General features: G+C 70.4%; 11 protein-coding genes. 8 read left to right on the top strand and 3 right to left on the bottom strand.

The window, feature by feature from the left end; all coding sequences use genetic code 11:
- Positions 1 to 2 precede the first annotated feature (2 nt).
- From secF to ACLL9L_RS18790, 3 genes are all read left to right on the top strand, one after another.
- Complete coding sequence (gene secF, locus ACLL9L_RS18800) at positions 3 to 1181, top strand: protein translocase subunit SecF (RefSeq protein ID WP_411286179.1); 1179 nt, start codon at positions 3 to 5, stop codon at positions 1179 to 1181.
- On the top strand, positions 1181 to 1726 hold the full coding sequence (locus ACLL9L_RS18795; protein ID WP_411286178.1) for an adenine phosphoribosyltransferase: 546 nt from the start codon (positions 1181 to 1183) through the stop codon (positions 1724 to 1726). Before secF ends, ACLL9L_RS18795 begins: the two co-directional genes overlap by 1 nt.
- A 67-nt stretch (positions 1727 to 1793) precedes the next feature.
- Complete coding sequence (locus ACLL9L_RS18790) at positions 1794 to 4133, top strand: RelA/SpoT family protein (RefSeq protein ID WP_411286177.1); 2340 nt, start codon at positions 1794 to 1796, stop codon at positions 4131 to 4133.
- Between the two features lie 180 nt (positions 4134 to 4313).
- Here the strand turns inward: ACLL9L_RS18790 and ACLL9L_RS18785 are convergent, their stop codons facing one another.
- Both ACLL9L_RS18785 and ACLL9L_RS18780 read right to left on the bottom strand, forming a co-directional pair.
- Entirely contained in the window at positions 4314 to 5801 is a 1488-nt protein-coding gene (locus ACLL9L_RS18785; protein WP_411286176.1) for a DUF349 domain-containing protein, read from the bottom strand.
- Positions 5802 to 5875: 74 nt separating this feature from the next.
- Positions 5876 to 6700, bottom strand: coding sequence for a peptidylprolyl isomerase (locus ACLL9L_RS18780; RefSeq protein WP_411286175.1), 825 nt, complete (start codon positions 6698 to 6700; stop codon positions 5876 to 5878).
- A 112-nt stretch (positions 6701 to 6812) separates the two neighbouring features.
- Here ACLL9L_RS18780 and ACLL9L_RS18775 point away from each other — a divergent pair, with 112 nt between their 5' ends.
- Positions 6813 to 7514, top strand: a complete 702-nt coding sequence (locus ACLL9L_RS18775) for an MBL fold metallo-hydrolase (RefSeq protein WP_411286174.1) — start codon at positions 6813 to 6815, stop codon at positions 7512 to 7514.
- A complete protein-coding gene (gene hisS / locus ACLL9L_RS18770; protein ID WP_411286173.1) occupies positions 7511 to 8926 on the top strand; it encodes a histidine--tRNA ligase in 1416 nt (471 codons plus the stop codon). Before ACLL9L_RS18775 ends, hisS begins: the two co-directional genes overlap by 4 nt.
- A gap of 47 nt (positions 8927 to 8973) precedes the next feature.
- Here the strand turns inward: hisS and ACLL9L_RS18765 are convergent, their stop codons facing one another.
- The gene (locus ACLL9L_RS18765) at positions 8974 to 9579 is read right to left on the bottom strand and encodes a hypothetical protein (RefSeq protein WP_411286172.1); all 606 of its coding nucleotides are present in this window, start codon (positions 9577 to 9579) and stop codon (positions 8974 to 8976) included.
- A gap of 180 nt (positions 9580 to 9759) precedes the next feature.
- Here ACLL9L_RS18765 and ald point away from each other — a divergent pair, with 180 nt between their 5' ends.
- The 3 genes from ald (at position 9760) to ACLL9L_RS18750 (ending at position 13011) form a co-directional block, all read left to right on the top strand.
- Entirely contained in the window at positions 9760 to 10875 is a 1116-nt protein-coding gene (gene ald, locus ACLL9L_RS18760) for an alanine dehydrogenase (protein WP_411286171.1), read from the top strand.
- Between the two features lie 14 nt (positions 10876 to 10889).
- The gene (xerD, locus tag ACLL9L_RS18755) at positions 10890 to 11864 is read left to right on the top strand and encodes a site-specific tyrosine recombinase XerD (RefSeq protein ID WP_411286170.1); all 975 of its coding nucleotides are present in this window, start codon (positions 10890 to 10892) and stop codon (positions 11862 to 11864) included.
- Between the two features lie 220 nt (positions 11865 to 12084).
- On the top strand, positions 12085 to 13011 hold the full coding sequence (locus tag ACLL9L_RS18750; protein WP_411286199.1) for a ParA family protein: 927 nt from the start codon (positions 12085 to 12087) through the stop codon (positions 13009 to 13011).
- The last annotated feature ends 1 nt before the right edge of the window (position 13012 follow it).

The following is a 13012-nucleotide window of genomic DNA, read 5'->3' as shown; positions in this document are numbered from 1 at the left end:
CGATGATCAACGTCTCCCAGGTCGGCAACGATCTCTACACCGGCAAGCGCTCCATCGACTTCATCGGACGCCAGAGGACCTGGTATGCCGTGTCGGCTGTCCTGATCGTGCTCGCCCTCGTGGGCATCTTCGCGCGGGGGCTCAACTTCGGCATCGAGTTCCGTGGTGGCTCCGAGTTCCGGATCAACGGGGTCACCAACACCCAGGGCTACGAGGCCAAGGCCCAGGCTGCCATCTCCCAGGCCGGCATCGGGGGCAACGTCCTCACGACGGTGATCGGTGGCAACTCGGTGCGCGTCCAGACCGAGGCGGCCAACGAGTCCAACGAGGCCGCCAAGGTTGCGCTGGGCACGGGCTTCGGGGTGCCGGCGACCAACGTCAGCGCCTCGCTGATCGGTCCGTCCTGGGGTCAGTCGGTCAGCACCAAGGCGATCCAGGCGCTCGTGGTCTTCCTGATCCTCGTGGCACTCGTCATGGCCATCTACTTCCGGACCTGGACGATGGCGGTGGCGGGGCTCGTGGCCCTGATCCACGACCTGGTCATCACCGTCGGGATCTACGCGCTGTTCGGGTTCGAGATCACCCCGTCGTCGATGATCGGGTTCCTCACGATCCTCGGCTACTCCCTCTACGACACCGTCGTCGTCTTCGACAAGGTCCGCGAGAACACCACGGCGGCGATGGCCAACCGCCGCCGGACGTATGCCCAAGCGGCCAACCTCGCCGTCAACCAGACCCTCGTCCGGTCGGTCAACACGACGGTCGTCGCCCTCCTGCCCATTGCGGCGATCCTCGTCGTCGGCTTCACCAGGCTCGGGCCGGGGACGCTGCTGGACCTCAGCCTGGCGCTTTTCGTCGGCATCGCCGTCGGGGCCTACTCCTCGATCTTCATCGCCACCCCGCTGCTCGTCGACCTGCGGCGGGGCGAGGCCGCGGTGAAGGACCTCGACCAGGCAGCCTCCCGAGCACAGTCGAAGACGAAGGTCGCGGTCCCCGTCGGTGCAGGGGCGCCAGCGGAGGCGCAGACGACGCTGTCGTCCGACGGGTCCACGCACCATGCCGCGGGGTCGACGGTGGTCCAGGACGTCCGGGCGGCGGACGGCGCCCCCCGCGAAGTCCACAAGTGGGCCCAGAGCGGCCCGCGCAACCAGCCGAAGCGCCCCCCGAAGTCGAAGCGGTGATGACCGGCGACGCCGACCCGCCGGCGTCGATCCACGACCTCGTGGTCGGCCTCCTGCGCGACGTCCCCGACTTCCCGGAGCCGGGGGTGCTCTTCAAGGACGTCAGCCCGCTGCTCGCCGACGGCTCGGCCTTCGTGGCCCTCGTCGACGACGTCGCCGCCCGCTACTCGGGCCGCGTCGACATCGTTGCCGGGATCGAGGCCCGGGGGTTCGTCCTGGGCGGCGCGGTCGCCTACGCACTCGGGATCGGTTTCGTCGCCGTCCGCAAGGCCGGCAAGCTGCCGGCTGCCACGCACTCGGTCGAGTACACGCTCGAATACGGATCAGCCGTCCTCGAGATCCACCGTGACGCCCTTGCGGCGGGCGCACGGGTCCTCGTCATCGACGACGTCCTCGCCACAGGAGGGACCGCCGCAGCCACCTCGGAGCTCGTCGAGCGCGCCGGTGGTGAGGTCGTCGCGATCGAGGTGGTGCTGGAGCTGTCCTTCCTCCACGGGCGGGGCAAGCTGACGGGGCGCGAGGTCAACGCCGTCGTCACGCTCTGACCTCGCGGGTCTGGGTCGGTCCGGAACCACGTCCAGCGGGCTCGCAGGCGTTGACTACACTCGCTGCATGAGTGAGGATGCCCGCACCGATGCGACGTCCCCGCTGACGACGCCCGCACGCATGCGGGCCCGGCTGGCTCGCTTCGGGGGGACCCGCTCGAGCGGCAACCCGGCCCTCGAGCCGATCCTGCAGACGGTGCGCACCACCCACCCCAAGGCAGACGTAGCCGTCATCGAGCGTGCCTACGAGATCGCCGAGATCGCGCACCGCGGCCAGATGCGCAAGAGCGGTGACGCCTACATCACCCACCCGCTGGCTGTGACGACGATCCTGGCCGAGCTGGGCATGACGCCGGCGACCCTCGCGGCGGCGTTGCTGCACGACACAGTCGAGGACACGGCATACGGCCTCGAGGAGCTGCGCCGTGAGTTCGGTGACGAGGTCGCGGGCCTCGTCGACGGCGTGACCAAGCTCGACAAGGTGACCTACGGTGAGGCCGCGCAGGCCGAGACGGTGCGCAAGATGGTCGTGGCGATGGCCCGCGACATCCGGGTCCTCGTCATCAAGCTGGCCGACCGGCTCCACAACGCGCGGACGTGGCGCTACGTCTCGAAGGAGTCGGCCCAGCGCAAGGCCCACGAGACGCTCGAGATCTACGCCCCGCTGGCCCACCGGCTCGGCATGAACACCATCAAGTGGGAGCTCGAGGACCTGTCGTTCGCCGCGCTCTACCCCAAGGTCTATGACGAGATCGTGCGCCTCGTGGCCGAGCGGTCGCCCGCCCGGGACGAATACCTCTCCGGCGTGCGGACCCAGGTCGCCGAGGACCTGCGCGGCGCCAAGATCAAGGCGACCGTCACCGGCCGGCCCAAGCACTACTACTCCGTCTACCAGAAGATGATCGTCCGGGGCCGCGACTTCGAGGAGATCTACGACCTCGTGGCCGTGCGGGTGCTCGTCGAGACGGTCCGCGACTGCTACGCGGCGCTGGGGGCGCTCCACGCGCGCTGGAATCCCGTCCCCGGGCGGTTCAAGGACTACATCGCGATGCCGAAGTTCAACATGTACCAGTCACTTCACACGACCGTGATCGGGCCCGAGGGCAAGCCGGTCGAGATCCAGATCCGCACGAACACCATGCACCGCCGCGCGGAGTACGGGGTCGCGGCGCACTGGAAGTACAAGGAGGACGCGAAGCCGGGTGAGAGCGGCGCGACGACCAGCGACTCAGGGCCGGTCAACGACATGGCCTGGCTGCGGCAGCTGCTCGACTGGCAGCGAGAGACCGAGGACCCGGGGGAGTTCCTCGACTCCCTGCGGTTCGAGATGGAGGGGGGTGAGGTCTACGTCTTCACGCCGAAGGGGTCGGTCGTCGCGCTGCCAGCCGGGGCGACCCCGGTCGACTTCGCGTATGCCGTGCACACCGAGGTCGGGCACCACACCATCGGCGGGCGCGTCAACGGTCGACTCGTGCCGCTGGAGTCGGTGCTGGAGAACGGCGACGTCGTCGAGGTCCTCACCTCGAAAGCCGACGGCGCCGGGCCGTCGCGGGACTGGCTGACCTTCGTCAAGAGCGCCCGCGCCCGCAACAAGATCCGCGGGTGGTTCTCCAAGGAGCGACGCGAGGAGGCGATCGAGAGCGGCAAGACCGCCATCGCGAAGGCGATGCGCAAGCAGGGCCTGCCGCTCCAGCGCCTCATGTCGGTCGAGAGTCTGACCGGCATCGCGGGGGAGCTGCGCCATCCGGACATCGCGAGCCTGTATGCCGCGGTCGGTGAGGGACACATCTCTGCGATCCATGTCGTCAACCGGCTGGTGGCCTCGTTCGGGGGCGAGGAGGGGGCCAGCGAGGACCTCGCCGAGGCCACCGTCCCGACCAGGAGCCGGGCCCGTCGCCGCACCGGGGACCCGGGTGTCGTCGTCGTCGGCACCGCGGACGTGTGGGTCAAGCTCGCCAGGTGCTGCACCCCCGTCCCGGGTGACCCGATCCTCGGGTTCGTGACCCGGGGGAGTGGTGTGTCGGTGCACCGCAAGGACTGCACGAACGCGGAGTCCTTGCTGGCACAAGCCGATCGGCTCGTCGACGTCGAGTGGGCGCCGTCAGCGTCGAGCGTCTTCCTCGTCCAGCTCCAGGTCGAGGCGCTGGACCGCAACCGGCTCCTCAGCGACGTGACCCGGGTGCTGTCGGACCAGCACGTCAACATCCTGTCGGCGTCGGTGCAGACCTCTCGGGACAGGGTGGCGATCTCGCGGTTCACCTTCGAGATGGCCGACCCGGGTCACCTCGACCACGTCGTCAACGCCGTGCGCAGGATCGACGGGGTGTTCGACGTCTACCGGATCACCGGGGGCAGGGCGACGCCCGACGAGAGACCCACTGACCGGGCGTCCTCTCCGACCCCGTAACCGCGGCGTACCGGCATACGGTGACCGCGCCGCAACGAGCCGCACCGGCTACCACGCCCACGGCAGATCCGTCCCACCTGTTGCGTCCAGGACCGTGCTTTTGCTGGCCAGTGCGCCTTCCGCGCGGCCGCGGGCGCAACATGTCGGGGTAAGCGCAACCTGTGGGGCTGGGCCAGAGGGCTAGCTGCCGAACTCCTCGACGCCTGCTCGGGCCTGGGCGAGCCACTGCTCACGGGCTTCGAGCGCCGACCTCGCCTGCTCGATCTTCGGCTGGTTGCCGGAGTCCTCGGCCTTGGCGAGGTCGGCGCGCAGTCCGGCGACGGCGGACTCGAGCTGGTCGGCCAGGCTCTGGGCTCGGGCGGCCGCCTCGGGGTTGCTCGATGACCAGCGCTTCTCCTCCGAGTCCCGGATGGTCTGCTCGACGCGCTTGAGACCCTTCTCGGTCCGGTCGATGTCGGCCCGGGGCACCTTGCCAGCCTTGTCCCAACGGTCCTGGATACTGCGCAGCGAGGCCTTCGCCTGTTCGAGGTCCGTGATCGGCAGCAGCCCGTCCGCCTCCCTGAGGAGGGCCAGCTTGACCTCGAGGTTGCCGCGGAAGGACTCCTCCTCGGCTGCAACGACCTCGTCCTTGGCAGTGAAGAAAGCGTCCTGGGCCGAGCGGAAACGCTCCCAGAGCGCGTCGTCGTCGGCCCGCCCGGCCCGGCCCGCGCGCCGCCACTCGTCCATCAGATTCTTGAAGGCCGTGGCGGTGGGCGCCCAGTCCTTGCTGGTCGAGAGGCGTTCGGCGTCGGCGACCAGTCGGTCCTTGACAACTTTGGCCTCGGACTGCTGGCCGTCGAGCTGGGCGAAGTGCACCCTGCGGGCGCGGTCGAAACTGTTACGGGCGGCACTGAAGCGCTGCCACATCGCCGACTCCGAGGCGCGGTCCAGACGAGGTCCGGAGCGCTGGTGCTCCTTCCACTCATCCAGCAGCTCGCGCATCCGGGCGCCGCTGTTCTTCCACTGGACCTTCTCCTCGGGCTGGGAGGCGATCTTCTCCGCCTCCGCCACGAGCTTCTCGCGCAGGGCGCGGCCCTCCTCCCGCGCTGCCGCCTTCTGCTGGGCCTCTTGGCCCTTGCGGGTCTCGACTGCCTCACCGATCGCCGCCACCCGAGCCTCGAGGGCGGCCAGGTCACCCACCGCGTTGGGCTCGGTGGTCTGTTGCCTGAGCTTGGCGTAGCCCTCCTGGGCGTCCTTCGCGGCGATCTCCGTCTGGGTCACCCGCTGGTGGAGCAGGTCTGCCGACGCAAGGAGCTCGTCGTACTTGCGGGCGAAGTAGGCCAGCGCCTCGGTCGGGGTCGCCCCCGGGTAGGAGCCGACCTCGCGCTCTCCGTCACCCGTCTTGACGAACACGGCCCCGTCTTCGGCGACGCGGCCGAAGGCCGAGCGGTCGGGCGCGCCGTGGGTCCGGGCGAAGATGGCCGGCGACGGCTTCGCCGGCGACACCGACGGGTGCGTGGGCATCGCGGCCGGGGTCGGGCTGGGCTCCCTCGTCACGATCGAGGCCACCACCGGCTCTTCCACCACCGGCTCTTCCACCGCCGGCTCCGCGGGGACCGGCTCTCCCACCACCGGCTCCGCGGGGACCGCCGCCCGCACTGGCCCCCCGTCGAGGTCGGAAGGGGTCACGGGAGGCTGCTGGGGGGTGGTGTCCCCAGCAGCGGTGTCTTCCTCAAGGGGAAGGTCGGCGTCAGTCACGGTGTTCAGGCCTTCGGTTGGACATCCACGGTGAGGATGCTGATCGGTGCGAGGGGCGAGGTCTGGTCGGTCGGGTTGATCCCGGCGGCGGCGATCCTGTCGACGATATCCATTCCGCCGGTGACCTTGCCGAAAACGCTGTAGCCGTTGCCGTCACCGCTCTTCGGGAGCGTCGTGTCCTTGTAGACCACGAAGAACTGGTCGCCGTTGCTGTTCGGGTCCCCGGACTTGCGGGCCATGGCCAGGGAGCCGGCGGGGTAGACGTCGTTGGCGGGGATGTTCTCGACCCCGAAGTGATAGCCGGGACCGGGGCCACTGCCGGTGCCGGTCGGGTCGCCGCACTGCAGCACGAAGATGCCCTGCGCCGCGCCGGTCAGGCGGTGGCAGGGGCTCGGCGCCCAGTAGCCCTGTTTGGCCAGCAGGATGAACGACGACACCGCGGCGGGAGCCTTCGCCCCGTCGAGCTCGACGGTGATCGCGCCACAGTTCGTCGTGATCGTCGCGACGAAGGTCTTGCCCTTGGCGCCCTCGAGGTCCGGCTGCGCCGTCAGCGTCTTGACTGCGGTCTGGTTCGCGGGGACGGGTGTGCACCCGGCCAGGACCGAGGGCGTGGCCGTCGGTGTGGGGGAGGACGTCGCGTCCGCGGAGGGGTCCGTCTGCACCGTGTTCGAGGGCTCGGGGGTGGCAGCGGTGTCGGTGCGGTTGGTCAGCACGTTGGCCAACCACACGAACCCGACGACCACGACCAGGACTCCGAGGACGGCGAACACGGCCTGCTTGTCACGCACGGACTGGGCCTCCTTCTGCGCGAGCTCCCGCTCGTGCCTCACGCGGACCCCGGTCTGGCCGGGACGAAGGGTCAGTCTAGGCAGGGCCCCAACCCGCGTGCACGGGACGGGGTCACGAGTCCGTGACGGTTGGGGCGGCGGATACCCTCTGACAGTGCTGACCATCGCCTTTCCGGCTGCTGCCTTCGACACGAACTGCTATGTGCTGGCCACCTCGCCGGGCGAGGAGTGCCTCGTCGTCGACCCGGGCATCGGCGTCGAGGAGCAGCTCGCCGCGGTCCTGCGCGAGCACCGCTTGCGCCCGGCCGCGGTCCTGCTCACCCACGGCCACCTGGACCACGTCTACTCCGTGACACCCGTCTGCGGGGGCGACATCGCGGCATACATCCACCAGGACGACCGCTACCGCCTCGCCGACCCCCTCGCGAGTCTCGAGCCCGGCCTGGTCGCGATGCTCGAGCGGCAGTTCGGCCGGCAGTCGACGTGGCGTGAGCCGAGCCAGGTCGTCACGGTACGCGATCACGAGCGACTGCCCCTCGCCGGCCTCGACCTGAGCGTCCTCCACGCCCCGGGCCACACCGAGGGCTCGGTGATGTTCACCCTCCCCGAGGTGCCGGACCAGCTGCGCGAGGAGACCGGCGCCACCGCCACCTGCGTCAGCGGTGACGTGCTCTTCGCCGGCTCGATCGGCCGCTCCGATCTGCCCGGCGGCGACCCGGAGGCCATGCGGCGCTCGCTGCGCGACGTCGTCCTGCCGCTGCCCGACGACATGCTCGTGCTGCCGGGGCACGGCCCGGGCACGACGATCGCCCGCGAACGGGCGACCAACCCCCACCTGCAAGGGTTGACGGCGTGAGCGGCGGACCGGGCAGCAGCCCGGCCGTGACCCCGGGCCGGACCCCCCGGGCTGCCAAGGTCCTGCCGATCAGCGGCTTTCCCGAATACCTGCCCGCCGACCGGATCGTCGAGCAGCGCTTCCTCGACGTCATCCGGGAGACGTTCGAGCTGCACGGGTTCGCCTCGATCGAGACCCGCTCCATCGAGCCCATCGACCGCCTGAGCTCCCAGGGCGAGGACGCCGACAAGGAGATCTACGCCGTCTCGAGACTCGGCGGTGGCGAGGACGACAGCAGGTGGGGCCTGCACTTCGACATGACGGTGCCCTTCGCGCGCTACGTGCTCGAGAACGCCGGCAAGCTGAGCTTTCCCTTCCGCCGCTACCAGATCCAGAAGGCGTGGCGCGGTGAGCGTCCTCAGGAGGGGCGCTACCGCGAGTTCACCCAGGCCGACATCGACGTCGTCGACGTGGGTGAGCTGGCGCCGCACTTCGAGGCGGAGATGCCGCTCGTCGTGGCCGACGTGTTCGGCCGCTTCCCGGTGGGCGACTTCGTCATCCAGGTCAACAACCGCAAGATCCCCGAGGGCTTCTACCTCGCCATCGGCCTCGACGACGTCATCGGGACGCTGCGGATCATCGACAAGCTCGACAAGATCGGCCCGGTCAAGGTCGCTGCGATGCTCGTCGCCGCCGGCGCCACCACGGAACAGGCCGCCCAGTGCCTCGCCCTCGCGAGCATCCGCACCCCGGACCTCTCGTTCGTCGACCGGGTCCGCGACCTCGGCGTCAGCCACCCGATTCTCGCCGAGGGCCTCGAGTCCCTCGCCGGCGTCATCACGGCCGGGATGGAGCACGCCCCCGGCCGGGTCGTCGCCGACCTGCGGATCGCCCGCGGCCTGGACTACTACACCGGCACCGTCTACGAGACCCAGCTCGTCGGCCACGAGTCCTGGGGCTCCTTCTGCTCGGGCGGCCGATATGACGCGCTCGCCTCGGACGGCCGCACGACCTACCCGGGGGTCGGCATCTCGATCGGGGTCTCGCGCATCCTCGGACTGCTCTTCGGCAAGGGACTCGTCACGGCCTCCCGCTCGACGCCCGCCGCGGTCCTCGTCGCGCTCAACACCGACGAGGAACGGCCCCGCTCGCTCGCCGTCGCGACGGCGCTGCGCGGGCGCGGCATACCGTGTGAGGTCGCCCCGAGCGCGGCGAAGCTCGGCAGGCAGATCCGGTATGCCGAGCGGCGGGGCATCCCCTACGTCTGGTTCCCGGACGTTGGGGACCCCCACGGCGGGGGGGACGCCGTGAAGGACATTCGCAGCGGAGAGCAGGTCGCGGCGGACGCGTCGACGTGGGACTGCCCCGCCGACGACCTCCATGCGAGCGTCACCCGGATTGCCCAGGGCCCCGATTCTGCCCGGTCGGGGTGATGTCGCGCTCCAACCCCCGGTTCACAATCCCACCCGGGGGAGGAGTGTCAGTCGGGAGGGCGGAGGCCACTCGACCTCAGCTCGAGCACCGCGAGCCGGCGGATCACCTCGGGGTCGCGGGCCCGCCAGGCTCCAACCGGGTCGTCACTGATCCTGGCGAGCTTGTGCATCGGCTGACGGGCCATCGCCCGCAGGGCGAAGAGGTCCAGATCGGCGTCCTCGTCGACGAAACCCTGTGCGGCCCGTGCCCGCCGGACGAAGCGCACCCGGGCCACCAGCCAGATCCCCAGGACCAGGAGGATCGGGGTCAGGGCCGTGACGAGTCCGAGGATCGGCGCGAGCCGGTCGACGGCGATGCCGAAGTCGCGGCCGGCCGCGGCGAGCTGCTCACCGTTACCGGCTGCCGACCGGAACGGCTTGGCCAGGTCGTCCCCGACGCCGGGCAGCCTCCCGAGCAGTTGGCCGGCACCGGTCATATTCTCGCCGAACGACCCTCCCGCGTCGACGACGGCGTCGGCGGGCTGCCGTAGGCCGAGGACGGCGTCGTGCACGATGCGACCCACCCACGCGCACAAGGCAACCCAGCACACGACGAACACGTCCGACAGCAGCTGGGCGCTGCGTCGGGCGGGCAGGTCCGAGTAGATCTTCACGAGACACTCCTGTCGTCGACCACGGGCTCGGGCGCGACCGAACCCAGGTGCCACCCGAGGTGGGGAGGTCCCTGCCCACGGTCGGCGCCGGGTCTAGACTCGGGGCGCTCCACGAGAGCGAACTGGCAGCCACGGCAGCGTAGCCGGACGCGCCGGCACCCTTGAAGGACGTGTAATTTCGTGAAGGTCGCCATCCCCCGCGAGGTCAAGAACAACGAGTTCCGCGTCGCCATCACCCCCTCCGGCGTCCACGAGCTGACCCGGCACGGGCACGACGTGTTCGTCGAGAAGGACGCCGGTGTCGGGTCGTCCATCAACGACGCGGACTACATCGCCGCGGGCGCGAAGATCCTCGACTCGGCCGACGACGTGTGGGCCGAGGGCGAGCTCGTCCTCAAGGTCAAGGAGCCGGTCGCGGTCGAATACCCCCGGATGCGTGAGGGGCAGACCCTCTTCACCTATCTGCATCTCGCGGCGGACAAGCCGCTGACGGAGGAGCTGTGTGCCCGCAAGGTCACCGGCATCGCCTACGAGACGGTCGAGCTCCCGGACCGTTCGCTGCCGCTGCTCGCCCCGATGTCCGAGGTTGCCGGCCGCCTCGCACCCCAGGTCGGCGCCCACACGCTGATGCGCGCCCAAGGTGGGCGCGGCGTCCTCATGGGCGGCGTCTCGGGGGTCTACGCCGCCAAGGTCGTCGTCATCGGCGCCGGAGTCTCGGGGATGAACGCCGCCGCGATCGCCCTCGGCATGCAGGCCGAGGTGCTCCTGCTCGACCGCGACGTGAGCAAGCTGAGGCACGCCGACGCGATCTACCAGGGCCACTGCCAGACGGTCGCCTCCAACGCCTACGAGGTCGAGCGCGCCATCGTCGACGCCGACCTCGTCATCGGCGCCGTCCTCGTCCCCGGCGCGAAGGCCCCGACGCTGATCACCAACGAGCAGGTCTCGCGGATGAAGCCCGGCTCGGTCCTCGTCGACATCTCGATCGACCAGGGCGGTTGCTTCGAGGACTCCCGCCCGACGACGCATGCCGAGCCCACCTACGCGGTCCACAACTCGGTCTTCTACTGCGTGGCCAACATGCCCGGCGCGGTGCCGCACACCAGCACCTATGCCCTGACCAACGTCACCCTCCCGTATGCCGTGGAGCTCGCCAACCGTGGCTGGCGAGACGCCCTGCGACGCGACCGCGCCCTGGCCCTGGGCCTGAACACCTGTGCCGGCACCGTGACCTACGGACCGGTGGCCGAGGCCCACGGGGTCGCCTCCGTCGACCTGGACGAGGTCCTGAGCTGACGGACGGGACAGCGTTGCCAGACGGGACAGCGTTGCCGGACGGGACGGCGCGGGCCCGGCTCGAGGGGGACGTCATCGGCTGGCTCGACCACCTCGAGGTCGAGCGGGGCGCGGCGAAGAACACCGTGACGTCCTACCGTCGCGACCTCGACCGCTATCGCTCCTTCCTCGCCGGGCGAGGCATCACCGACGCGGGCTCGGTCGTCGAGGCCGACGTCAGCGCCTTCCTCGCCTCGCTTCGCGAGGGGACGCCGGAGCATCGGCCGCTCGCCGCCTCGTCGGCGGCCCGGTCGATCATCGCGGTCCGGGGGTTCCACCGGTTCCTCGCCCGCGAAGGTCAGGTCGCGACCGATCCCGCGGGCGACGTCACACCGCCGAAGCCGGCGAGCCGCCTGCCCAAGGCGATCCCGGTCGAGGACGTCGAGGCGATTCTCGCCGCCGCGTCCCTCGGTGACACGCCGACCTCACTGCGCGACCGGGCGCTCTTCGAGGTGCTCTACGGCGCCGGGGCGCGCATCTCCGAGGCCGTCGGACTCGACGTCGACGACATCGACCTGGCCGACCCCGGGGCCCAGGGGTCGGGATCCGTCCGGCTGTTCGGCAAGGGCCGCAAGGAGCGGATCGTGCCAGTGGGCCGCTACGCGCGGGAGGCGGTCTCCGCATACCTCGTCCGGGGCAGGCCCGAGCTCGCCACCCGCGGCAAGGGCACGCCTGCCCTCTTCCTCAACCAGCGCGGGGCGAGGCTGTCCCGGCAGAGCGCATGGGCGACGCTGCGCACGACGGCCGAGCGCGCGGGCCTGCGGGGACGCATCTCGCCGCACACCCTGCGCCACTCGTTCGCCACGCACCTGCTCGACGGCGGCGCGGACGTGCGGGTCGTCCAGGAGCTGCTCGGGCACGCCTCGGTGACGACGACACAGATCTACACGATGGTCAGCGTGCAGCGTCTGCGCGAGGTGTATGCCGGTGCCCACCCGAGGGCGCGCTGACCCTGCTGGCTCCGGGCGAGGTTTCCGACGGGGCGGTTGGGGTGGGCCCGCTGATAAGGTCGTGCCGATCAGCGAGAGGCTGACCGACCAGATCGACGCACCCGGGAGTGACGCACCTGTGACCGCAGAGGTGAACCCGTCCAGCCAGGCACCCACCGACGAGGGGACCGAGCACCACCAGCCCTCCGAGCCTCAACCTCAATCAGAGGTGGAGGTCACGATGCCGGGGTCCGGCGACGAGCGACGCGCCCATGAGCTGCCGGGGCGAGACCTCCCACTGCCCGGGACCGAGCTCGCCGGCGTCGGCGCCAACGGCCCGACCGGTCGGCCGATGCCGCAGTTCCCCGAGCCCCAGCCGCTGGCCGACCACGGCCCGGCCCGCATCATTGCCATGTGCAACCAGAAGGGGGGCGTCGGCAAGACGACGACGACGATCAACCTCGGCGCGGCCCTGGCCGAGGTCGGTCGCAAGGTCCTCGTCGTCGACTTCGACCCGCAGGGCGCCCTGTCGGTCGGCCTCGGCATCAGGACCAACGAGCTCGACGTGACGATCTACAACCTGCTCATCGAGCGCGGCCACGACATCCACGAGGTCATCCAGCCCACCGCCACGGACAACCTCGACATCGTGCCGGCCAACATCGACCTGTCCGCTGCCGAGGTCCAGCTCGTCGGTGAGGTCGCCCGGGAGCAGATCCTTGCCCGTGTCCTTCGGCCCATCATCGACGACTACGACGTCATCCTCATCGACTGCCAGCCCTCTCTCGGCCTGCTCACCGTCAACGCGCTGACCGCGGCCCACGGGGTCCTCATCCCGCTCGAGTGCGAGTTCTTCGCCATGCGCGGAGTGGCCCTGCTCGTCGAGACCATCGACAAGATCACCGACCGGCTCAACCCGCGGCTGCAGGTCGACGGCATTCTCGCGACGATGTACGACAGCCGCACCCTCCACAGCCGCGAGGTCGTCCGGTCGGTCGTCGACCACTTCGGCGAGACGGTCTTCCACACCGTGATCAGCCGCACGGTGAAGTTCCCGGACGCGACGCTGGCTGCCGAGCCGATCACCACGTACGCCTCGACGCACGGCGCCGCAGCGGCATACCGCCAGCTCGCCCGTGAGCTGATCTCGCGCGGTGGGGCGGCCTGAC

Origin of the sequence: Lapillicoccus sp. (assembly GCF_046595215.1) — a bacterium.
Classification (GTDB): Bacteria; Actinomycetota; Actinomycetes; order Actinomycetales; family Dermatophilaceae; genus Lapillicoccus.
This window is presented reverse-complemented; position numbering and strand designations above follow the sequence as displayed.